The following is a 22,389-nucleotide window of genomic DNA, read 5'->3' as shown; positions in this document are numbered from 1 at the left end:
ACAAGAGATGAGATGTTGAATGATATTTTGCTGTTCGTTTTTATGCCCGTTGAAATCTGTGAAATGTAGGCATACAATGATACTATATGAACTGCGCAGAACGGAGAGCAAAAAGTATGAGTGATATACATCCAAAAAAATTGTTGATTTTGTATATTTTAGATATCTTACAGAAATATACGGATGAAGAACATAGGCTGAGCCAGAAAGAAATACAGGATATCTTGAAAAAAGAGTATGAAATGCCGGTTGACCGGAAAGCTATAAAGAGAAATCTCTTAAATCTGATTGAATATGGCAGCAGTATTGAATATAGAGAAGTATCACGGAAAGAAATTTTCAGAAAAAAGAGTGTAGTATCAGACGAAGATAGCTTAGATTTGGAGGATAAAGGAATCCCGGAAGACGATTTGTTATGGACAGATTTTTATTTGAAGCAGAAATTCACGAATGAAGAATTGCGTCTATTAATAGACAGCCTATTATTTTCAAAGCATATACCCTATAGCCAGGCAAAAAAATTGATTACAAAATTAGAATCATTATCTAATATATATTTTAAATCACGCTCGCAATACATTTATCCGTTGCCGGTTGACCGGACGGACAATAAGCAGGTGTTTTATAATATTAGTATATTGGATGAAGCCATTCGCAAAAAGCAGAAAGTGTTATTTGAATATGCAGAGTATCATACGGATAAGAAGATGCATTTGAAAAAGCGGGAAGATGGAAGTGTACGGGAATATGTTGTTACACCGTATCAAATGGCTGCACAGGAGGGAAAGTATTATCTGATCTGCAACTATGATAAATATGATGATATCTCGAATTACCGTGTAGACAGGATTCGAAACATACAGATTCTTGAGGAAAAAGGTAAGCCATTTGAAACTTTGAAATGGTCCGGACATCAGCCAATGAATCTGAATGAATATATGAAAGAGCATGTGTATATGTATTCCAGTGAAAATGCGTTTGTTAAATTTAGAATCGTAAAAGCAATGATATCCGATGTGATTGATTTATTTGGAAAAGGGGTGAAGTTTTCAGAAGAAACGGATACGCATGTATCGGTGAGCGTGCATGTAAATGAACGTGCAGCGGAGCAGTTCGCAAAAAATTATGCGCCGGATGTGGTGATATTGCAGCCGAAGAGATTAAGAGATAAATTAAGGGATGACTTGAAAAAAGCGTGGGAAGCATATGAAGATTAAAAGAAAGGCATAAGAGATGAAGAATCATTTTTCAAAGTCGAAATATTGCAGATTGTGGCAATGTCCGAAGATGTTGTGGATGGATAAATACAAGCCGGAAGAGAAAGCCGAAGATGCCACAGATGATTCCAGAATGGAAGCGGGAACAGAAGTAGGGAAGCTGGCAAGAGAATTATTTGGAAAGCCGGTAGATGTAACAGAGACTGTTAATGGACAATTAAATTTACCTGCAATGACAGACCGGACACAAGTGGAAATAGAACACGAGACATCTGTCATATGTGAAGCATCATTTTCTTATCAGGGGTGCTATTGTGCGGTAGATATTTTGAAAAGAGAAAATGACGGATGGGCAATATATGAAGTAAAAAGTTCGACGGTAAATGAGAAAAATATGAAAGCGGTATATGTGGCAGACGTTGCTTATCAGGAGTACGTACTGGAACATTGCGGAGTGCGGATTACAGGAACGTACATAGTTTCCATTAATAACGATTATGTATATGATGGAAAATTGGATTTGGAAAGGCTGTTTCAAATTACGGATGTGTCTGAATTTGTGAGAAATGAGATTGGGGAAGTAGAGAAGAATTTATTACAGGAAGATACATTGTTGGAATCAGAGAATGAGCCGGAGCGGGAACTGGGATTATACTGTAAAGATCCATATGGATGTCCGTATTGGGAATATTGTGCAAAAGAATTACCAACTCCGTCCGTATTTGACTTATATCGGATGCCGTTGAAAAAGAAATTAGAGTATTATCGGGAAGGAAATTCTGATTATAGACAATTAAAAGACTGTAGAAAGATTAAGAATGAAAAGCAATTAAGGCAGATAGAATTTGCGTTAGAAGACAAAGGTACATATGTAAATATTGATGGAATTCGGGAATTTTTAAGTACATTGTCTTATCCGTTGTACTTTCTGGATTTTGAGACCATGCAACCAGTGATACCGTTGTTCCCGGGAACAAAGCCATATCAGCAGATACCATTCCAGTATTCATTACATTATATAAAGTCTGCAGGTGGACCGTTATTACATAAAGAATTTCTGGCAGAATCAGGGGAAAATCCATTGCAGGCAATTGCAGAAGCTTTGTGTAGGGATATTCCGATGAATGTGTGTGTAACGGCGTACAATAAGTCGTTTGAATGCAGCAGAATTAAAGAATTGGCGGGAATGTTCCCGGATTTATCTGAGCATTTATTAAATATCAAAGAGAATATCAAAGATTTACTGGATCCATTTCAGGCAGGTCATTATTATAACCGGGCGATGGGAGGATCATTTTCAATTAAAAGTGTTCTGCCGGCGATATTTCCGGATGATCCGGAATTGAATTATCATAATCTGGAAGGTGTACACAATGGCTCAGAGGCAATGACGATATTTCCGAGGATAAAAGATATGCCTGCGGAGGAACAGAAGAAGGCAAGACATAATTTGTTGAAGTATTGCGAGCTGGATACATATGCGATGGTGAAAGTGTGGGGAGAACTTGTGAGAGTTGTGGAAGGAGATACGGAAGATGGAGATTGATGTGGAAAGCAAAAAGATAGTTGATATTAAAAAAGAAGTTGAAGAAGAGGCGCTAAAGTTTAGAAAAATAACTACAAAAGAACCTTGTCAAAAATACTTTGATCCAAAAGAGCCGGCAGATGTAAACTGGAATAATAAAGAGGTTTATATAGATGCTTTATATCAGGGATATTTGGATGCTTGTAGGACAATTCATTGGAATAGTAAAGCAAATGAAGACGGTAAAAAATTGTTAAAGGAAAAAAAAGAATGGGACAAAAAAAGAGATAAAAAAGGAAGTTCCCTAGAAGAAGAGAATCCTATGCGAGAACCTTTAAAAACAGTTGCAGAAGAGTTACAGGAGTATTTTAAAGAAAATAAAGAAGAGGAGAATAAAGAAACATTTAATAAAAAACATACAGAATGGTGTGAAAGCTTGATAAAGGATTATAGTTCGTATCTGGACGAGAAATTAACATATGGACAAGCTCAAAAAATTATTAATATGGCTTTTAAATATTTGTATTGTATATTTGATGCAAAAGAAAAACTTGAAGAGAAAAAAGAAAGATTTAAATACTGTCATATGCCTTTAGATAAATTTAGTCTGGAATGGGTGAAAAGATATTTCAAAAAAGGAAGTGTAAAATCATGGAGTCATATGGAAAAAGAGGATCTTGAAAATAAAGAATATGGTTATAATACATATTTAAAGAATATTGAAGAATATTGTGAGCAAAAATATGATGGACAGATTTCGCCATTACAGTTAGATTTTATTGTTTGGCCCAAAATGCAGAAAATTATGGCTACAGAAGAGTTTATAAAAACTTTTGAAGAGGATGATGATAAATGGGTTCAAAAAGCTATAGGTTGTGAAAAGTATGATATAGGAAATATGAATGAGATATTAGAAAAGCGATTAATTAAAATCAGACCTTTGATATGTGATAGTGCCGATTCTACAATATACAAAAAGAAATAAGTTGTAAAACAGTGTTTCGGCACTGTTTTTTTATTTTGTGTACAGAAGTAATGCCCCATTTTTGCCCCATACAATCATATATCCTATTACTTATCAAGCACAGATAGGAGTGAAAAAGTTGAAAATATCCATTTATTCAAGAAAATCAATAGAAAAATTATTGAAAAAAGATTTCCCGAAAAATGCAGTGGTAATCAGTTTCTATGATCCGCCAGGAAAATTCCGTGATGCGGAATACAGGCCGGTAGACTATACGGCGAAAACAAACTGTGTATTCCAGATAGCACTATATGACATTGATCTGGCAGTACTGCCGAAATATCATTTGACTTACGAGACATATCTTCCAGAAGCAGATGATCTTGCAGAGTTTATCTTTAATGCGAAAAGGGAAGGAAAGGATATTATCTGTCAATGTGAATATGGTGAAAGTAGAAGTTCAGGATGTGCGGCAGCTATCCATGAATATTTCTATAAAGACGGTATTAAGATATTTGCTGATTATAGATATTATCCGAATCAGATGGTGTATCACAAGGTGTACGATGCGCTTGAAAAATATGGAGTTGAAAATAATGTGATAAGAGAAAGTGGTGAATAGATTTATATGATGATAGAATTAAAGCAAGAGATTTTGGATTTGATTGAATCACCGAAATTGCATGCATATTTAATGGAAGATACAGAACGACTGAAGTTGAGAGACTATGTGTCAATTATTGCCGGAGCACCAGTCGGTTTAAAAAGAAAACAGGGATTATTGTATAAGCTGAGAGCAACATCAGACACAAAGCAACAGGATACGGATTATTTGAAATTATGCTGTGAGTGTATAGATCAGGCAGTGCAATATTTAACGATGGAAAGCGAAAAGATTTTTCTTATACAATTGATGGGATATGACGATGATAATAAAAGTGATATTGTAGATGGTCCATATATTATGACATCTCTTGAAGATATGAAAAAGGCAGTACAGGAATATTACTGGAATGAACCGGATTCTACATGGAACACTTTATATTGGCGGGTTGAATTATATCTTGATGGTGAGCATAAGATTAAGAAAAACGAATTTTTATCACCGATGTACACATACATCATGAATAAAGATGGAGAGATTCAATATTTTATTCATGAAAAAGTATCGTCAAATTATTTGAAAGGACCATTAGGAAGTATGGCAGAGTGGCTGTTTCATTCTGTATGCCCAGATTTAAACCTGCCTGTTCCGTATCAGACGGGAGATGTTCTGTTTATAGATTGCAGACCATATGCACCAGATGCTTTTTATTGTCGGCTCAAAGAAGTAGGAGATGATTGCTGTGGAATACAATGTGAATATGTGAATCCGGAAGGAGAGATTGAAACCGGTGCGTTAAAACATGGGGATTATTTCTTTAATCATAGAGAAGTGTATCAATATTTATCACCGCTATATAAGGCAAAGATTGTTTCAAAAGATGAATTAAATTGGGATGATTATATTAAAGGAAAACAAAATGTTAGCAAGACCACATAAAGGAGTATTTTGGTTAATAGACGGAAAAATCTGGGCAGTTCCATTTGACAATCAAAAATATAAATCTGGGATTTCAAAATCAGGGGATTCTTATGTGCACAGAAAAATCTGGAAGGAGATAAAGCCTCGAAAGTGTCGATATCCATATAATTATTATCCTAGAGGGCGAGTTGAAATTACTTCAAAAAATGTATGTATTATATATATGAATCCCAATATAGGTGAAGAATATATGGACGAAATAATGAAGAAATTTGGACTGGTTTCCGTATCAAAAATAATTTACGATAATAGCAGTCATTATAGATCTTATCTGGACAATGGATGGAAGGCAGATAAAAAATGAGGATTATTATTGTCAGGAGAAAAATGTATGAAGATATGGCTGGATGATATACGACCGGCTCCGGAAGGATATGTATGGTGTAAAAGTGTGAATATTGCCAAGAGAACCATTGAATCAGCGGAGGAACCGATTGTGTTAATTGACTGTGATCATGATTTGGGAGATTATGCTTATGATGGCGGGGATGGGATTAAATTATTGGATTGGCTGGTGGAAAATGAACGTTTTTATCCAATCAGGCTTCATACGATGAATCCTGTTGGTAGAGAAAATATGTTGCGGATGATTCGGAGATATTGGTAGGAGTAGAGGAAAGAGATATATGACAAAGAAAGAAGTATGTTATAAAAAATTGTAAAGAGCAAGATCCACCCGTGTAAAACAGTATTGTCATTTTGACAATTTTGTATTACTTACGAGTAGCGGACTTGATGGGGGTTACGTCCCCATACCCACGTGAAAATATAATTGCTGGCAATTATATTTTAGCAGATATGCAGGCATATCTGGATAAGCGTTACAGACAACAAAATAAGGAAATTTTGATAAGGCATTCACCTGGAATAGGTGAGTGCTTTTTTGTTTTCAAATATTCAATTAACCGAAAAAATAAAAAAATTTTCATCAGGGGGCTGTAAAAATGCCTCTCAGCGTTTCGTATTAATGAAAGGGTATTTTTTGCAGGAAAAATAAAAATTTTTCGTCAAGAGGCTGTATTTATGCCCTTCATCTTTTGAATATATGTAAGGAGATTTTTTAGCCGGCATAAAAATGATTTTTACAACAATTAGAAACAGAAATGAGGCGAGAAAAGAATGAAATATGAATACATGAAGGAGTCTGAGCAGATGCTTCAGTACTTCCAGTTTCCGAAATTTTTGCTAAAGTTGCGAATTTCTCAAACTGCAAAATTTCTTTATATGGTTTTGTATGACCGGGCGCGGATATCGAGAAAGAATAGCTGGATAGATAAGTATGGAAATGTTTATCTGATTTTTCCGATAGATGAATTGTCTGTTCAAATCGACAAATGCAAATCTTCTGTAAAAACAGCATTGAAGGAATTAGATGATGAGGGATTATTGGTTCGTAGATCCGGTGGATTTTCAAAACCCAATCATTTATATGTAAAAATTCCATCTGATGAGATAGGTTTACAGCCGGTTGACGATAAGGCGGTTGAAAAGATGGTTACAACAGAGTCGGAAAAGCAACCTTCATCTGGTCGTAAAAATGGCTGTACAGGAGTCGGAAATGTGGCACCTAGTAAAGTAACTGAGAAATATAAAAGTAATAAATATCATGAAGTAAATTATTGCTATGGGGAAGGAGAGAGTTTGTGATGAGAGAAGAAGATACCGTATGTGTAGGCAGTGATGGTTTGCAATATTGCAAAGTCTGTGGGGAAGCGAAAGAAGCATTTTTTCCTAAGGGTGACTTTATGGGGATGAAGAAACATTCTAGGCAATGTGCTTGTGACAGAAAAGCGTATGAAGAAGAACAAAAATATTTTAAAGACAAAGAGCACCGGGAATTAGTCAGCAGAAATACGAGCATCTGTTTTGACGAGAGCAGGATGGAAGAGTGGACATTTGAGAATGCAGATATGTCAGATGCAGTAATGCATAAGGCAAAAAGCTATGTTGATAACTGGGAGGAAATGAAAAGAAATCATATAGGCTGTTTGTTCTGGGGACCGGTTGGTACCGGGAAAAGTTATATTGCCGGGTGCATTGCCAATGAACTTCTAAAGCAGGAGGTAACGGTAAAGATGACCAACTTCAATACCATTATCGATGATATATTTCCGCTGGCAGACAAAACGGAATATATCAATGCATTGGCTTCATATCAGCTTTTGATTATTGATGATCTTGGAGTGGAACGAAATTCAGAATATGCATTAGGAATTATTTTCAGTGTCATAGATCGTAGGATCCGTTCGGGACGACCATTGATCATTACGACTAATCTTCCACTGAAAGAAATAAAAAGCGAGACCATGTTGGATAAAAGGCGTATCTATGACCGTATTTTAGAAATGTGTACGCCAATGTATGTTGGAGGCACAAGCAAACGAGAAGCGATTGCAAGTATGAAAATGGAGAAAGCGAAAACGCTGTTGAATACCAACAGAGGGGAGGAGAAATGCGAATGAATCATACAGAAAAAACAATACCTGTTTGGAAGAAATATTCTTTAAATGTTTCCGAAGCAGCTGAATATTACGGAATCGGAGAAAAGAGATTAAGACAGATTGCAGGTGAAAATGAAGGAGCAGATTTTATTTTGGAAGTGGGTTCTCATATCCGATTTAAAAGGAAATTATTTGAAGATTATCTGGATACAGCCAGTACAGTTTAAGTGACAGAATAGAAGAAATAGTAATGAAAATAATGTTCATTTTATCTTAGCGAAGAGAAGGTCTTGTGGTATAATGAATAAACCGAGAAGGTCTTCCAAGTTAAATGAACATTTGATGAAGGAGACTAAAAAATTATGAGTGAAAAAAGGAGAGATCATAGAGGACGTATATTACACAATGGAGAAATACAGTTATCTGATGGCAGATATCGATTTAAGTATGTCGATGAGATGGGAAAGGAGTGCTGCGTATATAGCTGGCGCTTAGACCATAACGATGCAACTCCGAAAGGAAAGCGCCGTACTTTGTCGCTTCGGGAGATGGAGAAGAAAATCCAGGCGGACCATTTTGAGCAGATTGCAACAAATGGCGGAAATATGACGGTACTGGAACTGGTTGAAAAATATACATCAACAAAAACCGGTGTCAGACCTACTACAGTTGCAGGATACGGAACAGTTATCAATTTATTGAAGAAAGATCCATTTGGAAAAAGAAGGATTGATACGGTTCGGATTTCGGATGCAAAATGTTGGCTGATACATCTTCAGCAGGTAGAAAAGAAAAGTTATAGTTCCATCCATTCAATCCGAGGAGTTCTTCGTCCGGCATTTCAGTTGGCAGTGGATGATGACCTGATCAGGAAAAATTCATTTCAGTTTCAGCTAATGGAAGTGGTTGTGAATGACAGTGTGACAAGAGAGGCAATCAGCAGGGCTGAGGAACGAAAGTTCCTACGGTTTGTGAAGGAGGATCCTCATTTTTGCAGGTATTATGAGGGGATTTACATATTATTTAAAACCGGCCTTCGCATCTCGGAATTTTGTGGTTTGACCATTTCTGACATTGATTTTAAGGAGCATACGATCAACATTGATCATCAATTGCAGAAAAAATCAAAAATCGGATATTATATTCAAGAGACTAAAACAACCAGCGGAACGAGAAAGATACCTATGACTGCAGATGTAGAGGAATGCTTTCGGAAAATAATAGAAAAACGAAACCCACCCAAAGCAGAACCTATGGTAGATGGAAAAAGTGGATTCTTATACTTTGATAAAAATGAAAGTATCTGTTATTCCCTGCACTGGGAGCATTATTTCCAACACATCATTCAGAAGTATAATAATACTTACAAAGTACAGATGCCTGTCATTACACCGCATGTATGCCGACACACCTATTGCTCAAATATGGCAAAATCCGGAATGAATCCAAAAGCATTGCAATATTTGATGGGCCACTCAGATATCAGCGTAACGCTGAATACATATACGCATGTAAATCTTGAGGATGCCAGGGAAGAAGTTGCCCGGATTCAGGTTGTGTAATTACGATTTTTAATTGAAAATAGCAAGGTGTAAAATGGAAAAACATACACCTTATTTTACACCTTTTGCTGACGATATTATGCGAAAATAAACCAGGTTATGCCAGAAAGCAAAAATTTACAAAGGCTTACAAAGCCCGAAAAACCAAGAAAAACTAAGAAATGCGAGGTTATGCAACAATGATAAAAGTACTATTTGTTTGCCACGGCAATATCTGCCGCTCAACCATGGCAGAATACGTAATGAAAGATCTAGTAAAGAAAGCGAACCTAGAGTCATCCTTCTACATCGACTCCGCCGGAACCAGCAACGAAGAAGACGGCAATCCGGTTCACTACGGAACGCAGAACAAGTTAAGAGAAGAAGGAATCCCATGCGGTAACCACAGAGCACGCCAGATGACGAAAAAAGACTATGAAGAATTTGATTACCTGATCGGCATGGAGCAGTGGAATATCCGCAACATCAACCGCATCATCCGGAAAGACCCGGAGCATAAGGTGCATTTGTTACTGGAATATGCAGGAGAGGCAAGAGACATTGCAGATCCGTGGTACACGGGGAATTTTGACGTGACTTATGACGATGTGAAAGAAGGCTGCGAGGCATTCTTGCAATATCTGATGGAGAATGAACCGTTATATTAGAAACAATAGGAGTAAACAATAAAAAGGAATCATCTTAAGTATTCAGATAATTTTGTATACATTTGATGATTCCTTTACATTTTTTCGAAAATAATTTCATAGAATTTAATGTAATATAAACTCCGGGTACAATTTTACATAGATTTAACATAGATTTGATATAGGCTGCATACACCTTCGTTACAATAAGCCCGTAACGTCGAGGGAACATCATGTGTTCGAAAGAAACTGCCGGCGGCAGGTTCTACAGAAGACGAATGAAGGAGAATGGGAAAATATTATGAATGAAAAATTGCAGATAATATTCGGGCTTTTAGGAGGCCTGGCAGTCTTTATTTATGGAATGAATATGATGAGTGAGTGCCTGCAGAAAGCGGCAGGAGAAAAGATGAAAAGCATCCTGGCACTTCTGACTAAGAATCCGGTACTTGGGGTTATTGCAGGAGCACTTACTACAGCGGTATTACAGAGCAGTAGTGCGACAACCGTTATGGCGATCGGTTTTGTCAGTGCGGGACTTATGAGTCTTCCACAGGCAATCTCAATCATCTTTGGTGCGAACATCGGTACGACGATGACGGCACAGATCATCGCATTTAAGATCAGCGATTACATCTATATCATTATCTTTATTGGATTTATCATTTCGTTTATTGCGAAATCTGAAAAAGTGAAGAGTATCGGTCAGACAATCTTCGCATTTGGTCTGTTATTCCTTGGAATCGAGACCATGGGAGATGTTATGAAACCGCTGGCATCCAGCCCAGTGTTCACGAATCTGATTGAAAGAGTAGCACATATTCCGGTACTTGGGGTATTTGTCGGAACACTAATGACACTGGTAGTACAGAGTAGTAGTGCGACGATTGCAGTATTGCAGAACTTTGCATCACAGCCGGGACCTGATGGTGTGACAAGTATGCTTGGACTTGCAGGTGCGATCCCAATCCTTCTTGGAGATAATATCGGTACTACAATTACAGCACTTCTGGCAAGTATCGGTCAGACAAAAGATGCGAAACGTACAGCAGTTGCACACTGTATTTTCAACATTTCCGGATGTTTGCTATTTATCTGGTTTGTGAAACCATTTGCAGCGCTGATCCAGCATATTTCTCCGAAAGGACCAGAAGTTGAGGTGATCTCAAGACAGATTGCAAATGCGCATACATTATTCAATATTACAATGACACTAATCTGGGTCTGTCTGATCAAATTCATGGTGAAGATTGTTATGACGTTGATTCCGGATGGAAAAGCAGTCGATATGGATTCTGCAAAACCGGTATTTTTGGATGATAAGATCATAAACCAGCCGGCAGCGGCACTTCAGTTGGTTGCAAAGGAAATTCTTCGTGTGAGTGAAATGGTTAAAGTTGTTGTGGCAGATACGATCACAATTGTCAAAACTGAAGATATGAATGAATTGGAACCACTGCAGGAAAAGGGACTGCAGATTAAGAAACTGACGGATCAGATCACGGAATATCTGGCAGCTTTGTTCTCTGCCGGAACAATGACAGAGCAGCAGGCTGCACAGACGGCAAGTCTTATGTACATCTTAAGCGATGTGGAACGTATGGGAACGCTGAGTGTAGAAGTTGCCAAATGTGTACAGGAAAAGATTGAAAACAGATACAAATATACACCGGAAGCGATGGAAGAGTTGCAGAAAAGCCTGAAGACACTGGAGAAGATGTTTACCGATTCAATCAAGGCATTACAGGGTGATAAGTCAGTTCAGACAGAGAAGCTGATCAAACGGAAAGATAAGATCATGGATCTGGATCTGAAGATGCGAAAAGCACATGTACAGCGTGTCAATAAAGGAAAATGTAAAGCAAGCCTTACGACACCATTTACGAATATCTTGCATCTGATCGATCGTATGGGAAACAGCTGTGTCAACCTTGCAGATGTTGCGTCTAATGAAATCAGTCTGAAGTATTTTATGGTAAATTAAGAATATGAGAGATAGAAAAGCCTTTGTGGATATTAAAATGATATCTGCAAGGGCTTTTTTTAATCATCCTGTGTTCTGTAGATAGCTAAGTATGCAAGAAAAATTGCCAGTGTTATTTAGGGTAAATACATAGAAAACAAAATTCGAGACATACTATAAAAGAAAAATAATGAAAAATACATGAAGAAAGACAAAGTATAAAAAGATAGCAAGCAATTTAAAAAGGAGGAAGTATCATGGACACATCAACATACGAAATTCTGAAGGAATGTAATTCTGGATGCCGGATGGCACTGAATAGTATCGAGCAGTTGGCGGTATATCTGAAAAGTCAGGAGCTTCAGGACTTGTTCTGTAAATATAAAGAAGACTATGAAAAAATGGAGAAGGAATCAATAAGATTGTCAGAAGGAAAATTGCAGGAGGAAAAGCTGTCAGAAAAGGCAGCAGAGACATTTGCCTGGATCAGTGCTGAAGTAAAGATGATGCTCAATGATGACAGTTCGAAGATTGCGGAAATGATGATCGACGGGGCAAATATGGGAATAAAATCCATTACAGAGAAATTAAATCGTTATCCGGAAGCGGAAAAAGAAAGCATTTCACTTGCAAAGAAATTTGAAAAGACATGTGAAAAACTGATTCAGGATATGAAGAAATATTTGTAAAATATTATGATTTTTTCGTGGAATATGCAGCCCAAAATATTAGAAAACGAAAAAATAACTCTTTACATTTTCCTTGATTTTGGATACATTATTGTTATAAGGTTTTAAATCAAGGGGAAAATTATGAAAGATATATCAGAAAAAAGATTGAGCGACTATATGGCGGAACAGATCGCTGATGAAATATTGTCCGGAAGAATTCCCGGAGGAAGTCAGTTAAAACAAGAAGAACTGGCAGAAGCGTTTGAAGCTTCCAGAATTCCAATCCGGGAAGCTTTCCAGATCCTGGAAAATCAGGGGTTAATTATCCGCCTTGCAACCAGAAGAATTACTGTGACAGAATTGGATAAAGAACAGATATGTCTGATCTACAGTATGATTTCGGAGATGACAAAGAAGGCATTGAAGAGTCTGAAACATAGTGGAAAGACTGCGCAGTTGGAAGAGTTGCTTATGACATCGGGATTGTCAGGAGAGGTACAGCCTGCAGAAGCCATGTGTGATCTGGTGGAAAATGAGTATATCAAAAGACTTTTAAGAAATGCCAGTGACAGCTATATCCGTTTTGCACTATCAACGGGACATTATGCAGATAAGATAAAAGAAGAAAAGGATAAGATGACAGAACTTTTAGAAAATGGGGAACTGAAGAAAGTAGAAAAATCTCTGGATGTATATTTTAAATTGCTTGCAAGAGCGGTCAATGAAGAGAGAGGGATGAATGAATGAATGGATTAAAACCAATTAAGATGCCGTCGGCCAAGGAAAAGGTAGCGGCAGAACTTAGGAAGGCAATCTTGTCCAGGCAGATGAAAGAAGGAGAAGTCCTTTCACTGGAAAGTGTAGCCACACAGTTAAATGTATCGGCGATGCCGGTAAGAGAGGCATTTCAGATACTTGCAAGAGATGGGTTAATACAGTTGCGCAAGAACAAAGGAGCTGTAGTACTTGGAATTACGGAAACTTATATTAAAGAACATTATCAACTTCGTGCAATTTTGGAAAGTGCGGCAGCATTGCTTGCAGCAGAGCCGGAGACGGACATATCGGAGATAGAATCCGTGTACGAAGAAGCAGAAGAGGCTCTGAAGGAAGGCAATTTAAAGCAATATACAGATCTGAACCGTGCATTTCATCATGAGATCTGGTCTGCAGCAGGTAACCAGAAGATGAAAAATATGATTTCTGAATTATGGAATGGTCTGTCTATGGGCAGCATGGTATCAGAAGAGGATTATGCGAAAGTGTCGATTAAAGAACATGAAAGGATATGGAGAGCAATCAAGGCTCATGATCAGAAGGAAGCACAGAAGGCGATGTATGATCATATTATGCGGAGCCGGGATGATATGCTTACATATTATAAATAATTAGTGCGTTGTTATTTACCTTTGTGGTGAATAACAATGCACTTTTTTTGTCTAAGTATGCAAGAAAAGTTGCCTGTGGCAGGTCCTTTCAATACAAAAAACGCTGAATATGGTGATTTTGAACAAAAGACGATATACAGTTTTATAACATATGCCAAAATCTATAAATACCTATTGACATTTTTATCATTAAGGAGTATTTTATAATCAAGATTTGGATACAAAATCAAATATCAGACATCAAACGAAAACGTATCCGAGAAATCGAACGAAATAATTACAAGGAGGTAATGAAGATGAGTCAGATAACAATTACATTACTGTTTCTGGCATTCGCAATCATCATGTTCATGCTTGAAAAGATTCCACTTGGGGTAACATCGATGATTGTCTGTGTAGGACTGGTAGTCACAGGAGTTTTGGACTGGCAGGTTGCATTCTCGGGATTCATCGACAGCAATGTAATCTTGTTTGTTGCAATGTTCATTGTCGGTGGGGCACTTTTTGAGACGGGGATGGCCAACAAGATCGGAGGAGTGGTTACACATTTCGCCAAGACAGAGAGGCAGCTGATCGTTGCGATCATGGTGATCGTTGGAGCGATGAGCGGTTTCCTTTCCAACACAGGAACAGCCGCAATCCTGATTCCGGTAGTCATCGGTATCGCCGCAAAATCAGGATATTCAAGATCAAGACTGTTAATGCCGCTGGTATTTGCAGCAGCCATGGGAGGTAACCTTTCACTGATCGGTGCACCTGGTAACATGATCGCACAGTCATCTATGGAGAAGATCGGATTGAAATTCGGATTCTTCGATTATGCGAAAGTAGGACTTCCGATTTTGATCGTAGGAATTATTTTCTTCGCACTGTTTGGATACAAATTTCTGCCGGATAAAGTGGACACAAGCAGTGAGGGAATCTTCGATGAGACAAAAGATTTCAGCAATGTTCCAAAGTGGAAACAGAACCTTTCACTGATCATCCTGTTATTAACACTTTTGGGAATGATCTTTGAAGAGCAGATTGGTATTAAGTTATGTGTCATAGGATGCGTGGGAGCGCTTGCACTGATCGTTACAGGCGTTATCAGTGAGAAAGACGCGCTTCTTTCCATCGACTTGAAGACGATCTTCTTATTCGGAGGTACGCTTTCCCTTGCGTCTGCACTGGAAGCAACCGGTGCCGGAGAACTGATCGCAGATAAAGTAATCGGAATGCTGGGAGATAACCCTTCACCATACATATTAACATTTGTAATCTTCATGCTCTGCTGTATCATGACAAACTTTATGTCAAACACAGCAACGACAGCACTGATGGCTCCGATCGGAGTATCCATCGCACAGGGCATGGGTGCAGATCCAAGTGCCGTACTGATGGCATGTGTAATCGGAGGATCCTGTGCATTTGCAACACCAATCGGAATGCCGGCCAACACCATGGTAGTAACGGCAGGAGGATATACGTTCAAGGATTATGCGAAAGCAGGTATTCCTATGATCGTAGTAGCAACCATAGTAAGTATGATCTTGCTTCCAATCTTCTATCCATTCTTCCCATAAACATAAGGAAGTATTTGACCTCTAATCTCCATAAAAACGGAAGATGTAAGCAGACATACCTCTCATGACAGTTTGTGATAAAAGTTTTCGCTGTCTTTCATCACAATACTGTTGTGGGAATATAGATAGGAACTAAAAATTTTTAATAGAATTTCAAGGAGGATATGAAAATGTCTAAAGAACAACAGGTAACACAACTTACAGATTATATGGCAAAATTTATTGCACATATTGCAAAGAAACTGCCGGATGATGTCATTGAAAAATTAACAGAGCTGCGTGAGAAAGAAGACAGCCCGCTTTCAAAGGTAATTTATGACACCATGTTCAAGAACCAGGAACTTGCTGTAAAACTGAACAGACCAAGCTGTCAGGATACAGGTGTATTACAGTTCTGGGTAAAATGTGGAACAAAATTCCCACTTATCGACGAACTGGAAGGACTTCTGAAAGACGCTGTTGTGAAAGCAACATTTGAAGCACCTCTCCGTCACAACAGTGTAGAGACATTTGATGAATACAACACAGGAAAGAACGTAGGAAAAGGAACACCGACTGTATTCTGGGATATCGTTCCGAACTCAGACAAATGTGAGATCTATACATACATGGCAGGGGGCGGATGTACTCTTCCTGGAAAAGCTATGGTTCTGATGCCGGGTGAAGGATACGAAGGAGTTACAAAGTTCGTTATGGACGTTATGACAACATACGGATTGAATGCCTGCCCTCCGCTTCTCGTTGGCGTAGGTGTGGCAACATCTGTTGAGACGGCAGCACTTCTTTCTAAGAAAGCACTGATGCGTCCGATCGGATCACACAATGAGAACGAAAGAGCAGCTAAGATGGAGACTCTTCTCGAAGACGGAATCAATGCAATCGGCCTTGGACCACAGGGTATGGGCGGAAAATATTCTGTAATGGGCGTTAACATCGAGAATACAGCACGTCACCCATCTACAATCGGTGTAGCTGTTAACGTAGGATGCTGGAGCCACAGAAGAGGACATATTGTATTTGATAAGGACCTGAACTACACAATCACAACACATACGGGGGTAGAATTATAATGGTAGAAGTAAAGAACGGTAAAAAAATCTTAACAACACCTATTTCAGCAGAAGACTTAAAAGACATCAAGATTGGCGACATCGTATATCTGAACGGAAGCATGACAACATGCCGAGACGTTGCACACCGCCGTCTGGTAGAAGAAGGAAGAGAGCTTCCTGTAGACGTAAGAAATAATGCAATCTTCCACGCAGGACCGATTATCCGTCCACTGGAAAATGACAAATTCGAAATGGTATCTGTAGGACCGACAACAAGTATGAGAATGGAAAAATTCGAGTACGAATTCGTAAAAGAGACTGGTGTACGTGTGATCATCGGTAAAGGTGGTATGAAAGAAAATACAGAGCGTGCATGTAAAGAATTCGGAGCAATCCACTGCGTATTCCCTGCAGGTAACGCTGTAGTAGCTGCTACAGAAGTAGAAGAGATCGTAAGAGCTGAGTGGAGAGATCTCGGAATGCCAGAGACACTCTGGAACTGCCGCGTAAAAGAATTCGGACCACTGATTGTTTCTATCGATGCAAACGGAGACAACCTCTTTGAAGAAAGAAAGATTGAATACAATAAGAAGAAAGATGCTGCTACAGAAGAGATTTGTAAGCATGTAAGCTTTATTAAATAATTAGGATAATAATTACAGTAAATCCTTGAGAACCCTTTTATACTAATGTAAGTTATGCAGTTTTCCCCCGGGCGATTCCTCCTAAAGAGCCCGGGGGATTTTTATACCAAACTAAAAATGTTCTGTCCTCTAACAAAAATTATGTGGTATAATGCTCAAAGTTGAATTGATTTTGTATAAAAACTGGAGGAAGAATCAATGTTATATACAATCCCGGATTATTACCATGAATTTTCCTGTATTGCAGGCGAATGTGAAGATACATGCTGCGCCGGCTGGCAGATTGTGGCGGACGAAGCAGCGTTGAAAAAATATAAGAAAGTAACCGGATCATTTAGAAAAAGATTAAGAAAGTCCATTAACTGGAAAGAAGGAACCTTTAAGCAGGACAGGAATAAGCGCTGTGCCTTTTTAAATGATGAAAATCTTTGTGATATGTATACAGCACTCGGTGAAAAAAGTCTGTGCCGGACTTGTAAGATGTATCCAAGACACGTAGAAGAATTTGAAGATGTCCGAGAGATGACGTTGTCTGTATCCTGTCCGGAGGTGGCAAGAATTCTGCTTGGTAAAAAGGAACCGGTGCGCTTTCTGACATATGAAAGCAACAAGGAAGAAGAATATGATGATTTTGATCCATTCTTGTATTCAAAATTGGTAGATGCAAGAAAAGTGATGATCAATATCCTTCAGGACAGAAGTAAGAGACTGGATCTGCGGGTTGGTCTGGTGCTGGCGATCGCACATGACTTGCAGGTGCGGATCAAAAGAGAAGATATCTTTTCCATTGATGATGTATTTGAAAAATATCAGACGGAGAAGGCGGTTCAATTCGTTGAAGCAAAATTATCAGAAGATGAGAACTATGCATTTATTAAGAAAATGTTCCGGAATCAGTATCTGATGGAACGCTTAAGGGATGACTGGGAACCGCATCTTCTTGAGGCAGAAAGTTTACTTTACGGAGATATTGGTTGCAGCGACAGTGAAGAACAATGTACAAAGTACAAAGAACAGTATACAAAGAACAAACGAGAATTTCACGAATGGCTGAATACATATATGCCAGATTATGAGATCCAGTATGAGCAGTTACTGGTGTACTTTATCAGCACTTATTTCTGTGGTGCAGTGTATGACGGGGAAGCTTATGTAAAGGTACAGATGGCGGTTGTCAGTGTACTTTTGATCCACGAACTTCTGCTGGCACAGTGGCTGAAGAATGAGAAGACACTGGAGATGGAGGATGTGATAGATACCGTATATCGTTATTCCAGAGAACTGGAGCATTCCGATCCGAATCTGAACCTGATGGAAAAGCTGATGAGGAGAGATCTGTTATCCTGGTTTAAGAAAGAAAATGACGGTGATAAGGAGATGGACAGGCATTAAAATTGAAACTACAGTTGCAAAATACCATACAGGTATGTTATAACTTTTAGAAGGGAATGAAGTTCTCCCTTAGTGATCATACTAGAACCGCTTATAAAGCTGATGACTTCTGCGAATAATGACGCAGAAAGTCTCAGCTTTTTCTGCGTTTATAGATCGCTATGCGGTTGAAAGAAACTGCCAGTGGCAGATTCTGTAGATAAGGAGGAATATAAAATGTTACTAAGCGTTGCGCTGATCCTGCTCTGTGGTATGGGGATGAGCTGGATCTGTAAAAAATTAAAACTGCCGGGGCTTCTGGGAATGCTTCTCACCGGTATCGTTCTGGGACCGTATGTGCTGAATCTTCTGGATGAAAATCTGTTAAATATTTCATCGGAACTTAGGAAGATGGCACTGATCATTATTCTGATGAGGGCCGGATTAGGGCTTGACATTTCCGGTTTGAAAAAAATCGGGCGTCCGGCGGTAATGATGTGCTTTGTACCGGCGAGTTTTGAGCTGTTGGGAATGTTAGTGCTAGCACCAAGGTTACTGGGACTTTCTGTGCTGGAAGCGGCAATATTAGGATCTGTACTTGCGGCGGTTTCACCGGCGGTTGTCGTGCCGCGTATGGTAAGATTGATGGAAGAAGGCTATGGAACGGAAAAAGGAATCCCACAGTTGATTCTTGCGGGCGCTTCGGTGGATGATGTATATGTCATCGTATTATTTACGACCTTTTCAGGGATTATGCAGGGAAAAAGCGTATCGGTTATGAGTTTCCTGAATATTCCGATATCTATTATCCTGGGAATGATCATTGGATTACTTGCCGGATGGCTTCTTGCACGGTATTTTGAGAAAGTACATATCCGGGATACCGTAAAGGTATTAATCTTACTCAGTATTTCATTTTTACTGGTAGTGGCAGAAGATCATATGACAACTGCAATTACGTTCTCGGCGTTAATTGCAGTGATGTTTCTGGGAGTGGGCTTACAGAAATACAGGGAAGTGGCTGCAAAAAGGATTGCAGTAAAATGTGGAAAGATGTGGGTGGCAGCAGAGGTATTCTTATTCGTACTGGTTGGTGCGACTGTAAATATCGGATATCTATCTCATGTAGGACTCAAGGCAGTCGTTTTAATCTGTGGCGCACTGATCTTCCGAATGACAGGGGTCTTTGTATGTCTGCTTGGAACGGATATGAATGGAAAAGAAAAGTTATTTACGATGATGGCATACACACCGAAAGCAACCGTACAGGCTGCAATCGGAGGAATTCCTCTGGCGCTTGGATTTGCCTGTGGCGATGTGGTTCTGACGGTAGCAGTGCTTGCAATTGTACTGACTGCACCGCTTGGAGCATTTGCGATTGATAGCAGTTACAAAAAATTTCTGGCAAAAACTAAGTGATTCCATTGCAATGTATTCTCAGTATAAAATAAAGTAGATCCAATATCTGATTGACAAATGGCAGTTCCGTGATATCATATAAAACATATAGGAAAAGAAAGAAAACTATGTTCATATAATAAAGGAACACAAAAATAACATGAAATAAACGGAGGACTGCCATATGACAAGAGAAGAAGCATGGGAATTATTAACCGAATATAACCAGGATGAATTTCATCTCCTGCATGCACAGACAGTAGAGAATACGATGCGTTATTTCGCAAGAGAGCTCGGGTTTGCGGATGAGGAAGATTTCTGGGGAATCGTAGGACTTTTACACGATCTGGATTTTGAAAAATATCCGGAAGAACACTGTATCAAATCGCAGGAGATCATGAAAGAACGAGGAATTGATGAGAAGATCATCCATGCAACGGCGAGTCACGGCTATGCGATTACAGTGGATATCAAACCGGAGCACGAGATGGAAAAAATATTGTATGCGGTTGACGAACTGACGGGTCTGATCGGAGCTGTTGTATTGATGCGTCCGTCAAAAAGTGTACAGGATCTGACATTAAAGTCTGTAAAGAAAAAATACAAGAGCAAGAATTTCGCAGCAGGATGTTCCAGAGAAGTCATCGAACGCGGAGCGGATATGCTTGGATGGACACTGGAAGATCTGATTCAGAGAACAATTGATGCTTTGAAGACATTCCAGGATTAAAAAAGGCGAAAAAGGATAACGGACGAATGGTTCGGAGGATTGGCATTTGTCAAAAAATGTGATATCATAGTAATTAAGTAGGAGATGAGCCGGGAGAAGAGACCCGGATGAAAGGTGAAGTACTATGAAGATATCAACAAAGGGCAGATATGCACTGAGAATTATGATTGATCTGGCAGAGAATGCAAATGGGGAATATATTCGTCTGAAAGACATATCGGCAAGACAGGGAATTACATTAAAATATATGGAACAGATTATGCCGATGCTGACAAAGGCCGGATATGTAAGAAGTTATCGTGGCAATAACGGTGGTTATATGCTGGCGAAAGAGCCGGAAGAATATACAGCCGGAGATATTATCCGTACAACGGAAGGAAGCCTTGCGCCGATTGCGTGTCTGGATGACGTGCCGAATCGCTGCGAGAGACAGGATCAGTGTTCCACACTTGAGTTCTGGGAAGGACTTAAGAAAGTAATCGACCAGTATGTGGACGGTGTGACACTCGCAGATCTGGTAAAAAATCATGAAGAGAAGTGTGAGAAGCTGGATCTGTAAAGAGGTGGAGAGAAAATAACAGAAAATGGGAAATTTTGTGTGCAGCAGGTGGAAACCTGCTGTTTTTTTGGCGAAGATTTGTAAGTGAAGCCTCAAGTAACAGATTCTGTGTATCGAAATAATTTCAAATTAGTATAACAAAACTGGTATGCACAAAAACATAAAAACTGGATGTTTTAAAAATACCAGATAAGAGTATGATAAGACTCATAGAAATTACAGACAAAACATATAGGAAAGGTACAGGAACTATGAAAGAGAACAGATATGAATTAAATAAGCAGCTGGCACAGATGTTAAAAGGTGGAGTTATCATGGATGTAACAACTCCGGAGCAGGCAAAGATCGCAGAAGAAGCAGGTGCATGTGCAGTCATGGCCCTGGAAAGAATTCCGGCAGATATCCGCGCAGCAGGCGGCGTATCCCGTATGAGCGATCCGAAGATGATCCGTGGCATTCAGGAAGCAGTATCCATACCGGTTATGGCAAAATGCAGAATCGGACATTTTGTAGAAGCGCAGATTCTGGAAGCAATTGAGATTGATTATATTGATGAAAGCGAAGTACTTTCACCGGCCGATGACATTTACCATATTAATAAAAAAGAGTTCAAAGTACCATTCGTATGTGGTGCAAGAGATCTCGGTGAGACACTCCGCCGTATCGCAGAGGGTGCATCCATGATCCGTACAAAAGGCGAGCCGGGAACCGGAGATGTTGTACAGGCAGTACGTCATATGAGAGCCATGAATGCGGAGATCCGTCGCATCCAGAACTTAAGAGCAGACGAATTATTCGAAGCAGCAAAACTGTTACAGGTTCCGGTCGATCTGGTAGAATATGTTCATGAAAATGGAAAACTTCCGGTCGTAAACTTTGCGGCAGGCGGAGTTGCGACACCGGCAGATGCGGCACTGATGATGCAGCTTGGAGCAGAAGGTGTATTCGTAGGTTCCGGAATCTTCAAATCTGGTAATCCTGCAAAGCGTGCGGCTTCTATTGTGAAAGCAGTTACGAACTACACAGATGCCAAACTGATCGCTGAACTTTCAACAGATCTTGGCGAAGCAATGGTGGGAATCAACGAACAGGAAATTGAATTATTAATGGCAGAAAGAGGAAAATAAG

24 protein-coding genes and 1 riboswitch are annotated in these 22,389 nt (G+C 39.2%); all 24 genes read left to right on the top strand.

What is annotated here, in order from left to right:
• Positions 1 to 116 precede the first annotated feature (116 nt).
• The 24 genes from NQ508_RS11350 (at position 117) to pdxS (ending at position 22,388) form a co-directional block, all read left to right on the top strand.
• Positions 117 to 1,217, top strand: coding sequence for a helix-turn-helix transcriptional regulator (locus NQ508_RS11350; protein ID WP_044920359.1), 1,101 nt, complete (start codon positions 117 to 119; stop codon positions 1,215 to 1,217).
• Positions 1,218 to 1,296: 79 nt separating this feature from the next.
• Positions 1,297 to 2,763: a DUF2779 domain-containing protein gene (locus NQ508_RS11345; protein ID WP_207635654.1), complete on the top strand. Its 1,467-nt coding sequence runs from the start codon at positions 1,297 to 1,299 to the stop codon at positions 2,761 to 2,763.
• Complete coding sequence (locus NQ508_RS11340; RefSeq protein ID WP_006428335.1) at positions 2,753 to 3,727, top strand: hypothetical protein; 975 nt, start codon at positions 2,753 to 2,755, stop codon at positions 3,725 to 3,727. The genes NQ508_RS11345 and NQ508_RS11340 overlap by 11 nt, the downstream gene beginning before the upstream one ends.
• A 109-nt stretch (positions 3,728 to 3,836) precedes the next feature.
• Positions 3,837 to 4,328 carry a hypothetical protein gene (locus NQ508_RS11335; protein WP_416387609.1) on the top strand — a complete coding sequence of 164 codons (492 nt, stop codon included), beginning with the start codon at positions 3,837 to 3,839 and terminating at the stop codon, positions 4,326 to 4,328.
• A gap of 6 nt (positions 4,329 to 4,334) precedes the next feature.
• A complete protein-coding gene (locus tag NQ508_RS11330) occupies positions 4,335 to 5,249 on the top strand; it encodes a hypothetical protein (protein WP_006428337.1) in 915 nt (304 codons plus the stop codon).
• The gene (locus tag NQ508_RS11325; RefSeq protein WP_044920361.1) at positions 5,230 to 5,595 is read left to right on the top strand and encodes a hypothetical protein; all 366 of its coding nucleotides are present in this window, start codon (positions 5,230 to 5,232) and stop codon (positions 5,593 to 5,595) included. The genes NQ508_RS11330 and NQ508_RS11325 overlap by 20 nt, the downstream gene beginning before the upstream one ends.
• A gap of 27 nt (positions 5,596 to 5,622) precedes the next feature.
• On the top strand, positions 5,623 to 5,898 hold the full coding sequence (locus NQ508_RS11320) for a cyclic-phosphate processing receiver domain-containing protein (protein ID WP_006428339.1): 276 nt from the start codon (positions 5,623 to 5,625) through the stop codon (positions 5,896 to 5,898).
• Between the two features lie 512 nt (positions 5,899 to 6,410).
• On the top strand, positions 6,411 to 6,938 hold the full coding sequence (locus NQ508_RS11315; RefSeq protein WP_006428341.1) for a replication initiator protein A: 528 nt from the start codon (positions 6,411 to 6,413) through the stop codon (positions 6,936 to 6,938).
• Complete coding sequence (locus NQ508_RS11310; RefSeq protein ID WP_006428342.1) at positions 6,938 to 7,753, top strand: ATP-binding protein; 816 nt, start codon at positions 6,938 to 6,940, stop codon at positions 7,751 to 7,753. Before NQ508_RS11315 ends, NQ508_RS11310 begins: the two co-directional genes overlap by 1 nt.
• Positions 7,750 to 7,959, top strand: coding sequence for a MerR family transcriptional regulator (locus NQ508_RS11305; RefSeq protein ID WP_004844954.1), 210 nt, complete (start codon positions 7,750 to 7,752; stop codon positions 7,957 to 7,959). The genes NQ508_RS11310 and NQ508_RS11305 overlap by 4 nt, the downstream gene beginning before the upstream one ends.
• 135 nt (positions 7,960 to 8,094) lie before the next feature.
• On the top strand, positions 8,095 to 9,294 hold the full coding sequence (locus NQ508_RS11300) for a site-specific integrase (RefSeq protein ID WP_006428343.1): 1,200 nt from the start codon (positions 8,095 to 8,097) through the stop codon (positions 9,292 to 9,294).
• A gap of 179 nt (positions 9,295 to 9,473) precedes the next feature.
• The gene (locus tag NQ508_RS11295) at positions 9,474 to 9,941 is read left to right on the top strand and encodes a low molecular weight protein-tyrosine-phosphatase (RefSeq protein ID WP_044920452.1); all 468 of its coding nucleotides are present in this window, start codon (positions 9,474 to 9,476) and stop codon (positions 9,939 to 9,941) included.
• Positions 9,942 to 10,221: 280 nt separating this feature from the next.
• Positions 10,222 to 11,904, top strand: coding sequence for a Na/Pi cotransporter family protein (locus NQ508_RS11290; RefSeq protein ID WP_006428345.1), 1,683 nt, complete (start codon positions 10,222 to 10,224; stop codon positions 11,902 to 11,904).
• A gap of 236 nt (positions 11,905 to 12,140) precedes the next feature.
• Entirely contained in the window at positions 12,141 to 12,572 is a 432-nt protein-coding gene (locus NQ508_RS11285) for a hypothetical protein (RefSeq protein WP_044920363.1), read from the top strand.
• 123 nt (positions 12,573 to 12,695) lie between these two features.
• A complete protein-coding gene (locus NQ508_RS11280) occupies positions 12,696 to 13,301 on the top strand; it encodes a GntR family transcriptional regulator (protein ID WP_006428347.1) in 606 nt (201 codons plus the stop codon).
• Positions 13,298 to 13,942: a GntR family transcriptional regulator gene (locus tag NQ508_RS11275; protein WP_006428348.1), complete on the top strand. Its 645-nt coding sequence runs from the start codon at positions 13,298 to 13,300 to the stop codon at positions 13,940 to 13,942. The genes NQ508_RS11280 and NQ508_RS11275 overlap by 4 nt, the downstream gene beginning before the upstream one ends.
• Positions 13,943 to 14,238: 296 nt before the next feature.
• On the top strand, positions 14,239 to 15,507 hold the full coding sequence (locus NQ508_RS11270; RefSeq protein ID WP_044920365.1) for an SLC13 family permease: 1,269 nt from the start codon (positions 14,239 to 14,241) through the stop codon (positions 15,505 to 15,507).
• 170 nt (positions 15,508 to 15,677) lie between these two features.
• On the top strand, positions 15,678 to 16,577 hold the full coding sequence (ttdA, locus tag NQ508_RS11265) for a L(+)-tartrate dehydratase subunit alpha (protein ID WP_022416354.1): 900 nt from the start codon (positions 15,678 to 15,680) through the stop codon (positions 16,575 to 16,577).
• Positions 16,577 to 17,203 carry a L(+)-tartrate dehydratase subunit beta gene (ttdB, locus tag NQ508_RS11260; protein WP_006428351.1) on the top strand — a complete coding sequence of 209 codons (627 nt, stop codon included), beginning with the start codon at positions 16,577 to 16,579 and terminating at the stop codon, positions 17,201 to 17,203. Before ttdA ends, ttdB begins: the two co-directional genes overlap by 1 nt.
• 198 nt (positions 17,204 to 17,401) lie before the next feature.
• Positions 17,402 to 18,595, top strand: a complete 1,194-nt coding sequence (gene fliB, locus NQ508_RS11255; protein ID WP_006428352.1) for a flagellin lysine-N-methylase — start codon at positions 17,402 to 17,404, stop codon at positions 18,593 to 18,595.
• Positions 18,596 to 18,638: 43 nt separating this feature from the next.
• Positions 18,639 to 18,714: riboswitch (Fluoride riboswitch) on the top strand.
• 97 nt (positions 18,715 to 18,811) lie between these two features.
• A complete protein-coding gene (locus NQ508_RS11250) occupies positions 18,812 to 19,993 on the top strand; it encodes a cation:proton antiporter (RefSeq protein ID WP_215727180.1) in 1,182 nt (393 codons plus the stop codon).
• Positions 19,994 to 20,156: 163 nt separating this feature from the next.
• Entirely contained in the window at positions 20,157 to 20,702 is a 546-nt protein-coding gene (locus NQ508_RS11245; RefSeq protein WP_006428355.1) for a hydrolase, read from the top strand.
• A gap of 124 nt (positions 20,703 to 20,826) precedes the next feature.
• The gene (locus NQ508_RS11240) at positions 20,827 to 21,261 is read left to right on the top strand and encodes an RrF2 family transcriptional regulator (protein ID WP_006428356.1); all 435 of its coding nucleotides are present in this window, start codon (positions 20,827 to 20,829) and stop codon (positions 21,259 to 21,261) included.
• 251 nt (positions 21,262 to 21,512) lie between these two features.
• The gene (gene pdxS, locus NQ508_RS11235; protein WP_044920367.1) at positions 21,513 to 22,388 is read left to right on the top strand and encodes a pyridoxal 5'-phosphate synthase lyase subunit PdxS; all 876 of its coding nucleotides are present in this window, start codon (positions 21,513 to 21,515) and stop codon (positions 22,386 to 22,388) included.
• The last annotated feature ends 1 nt before the right edge of the window (position 22,389 follow it).

This window comes from Dorea longicatena (assembly GCF_025150085.1).
Lineage (GTDB): Bacteria > Bacillota > Clostridia > Lachnospirales > Lachnospiraceae > Dorea_A > Dorea_A longicatena.
This window is presented reverse-complemented; position numbering and strand designations above follow the sequence as displayed.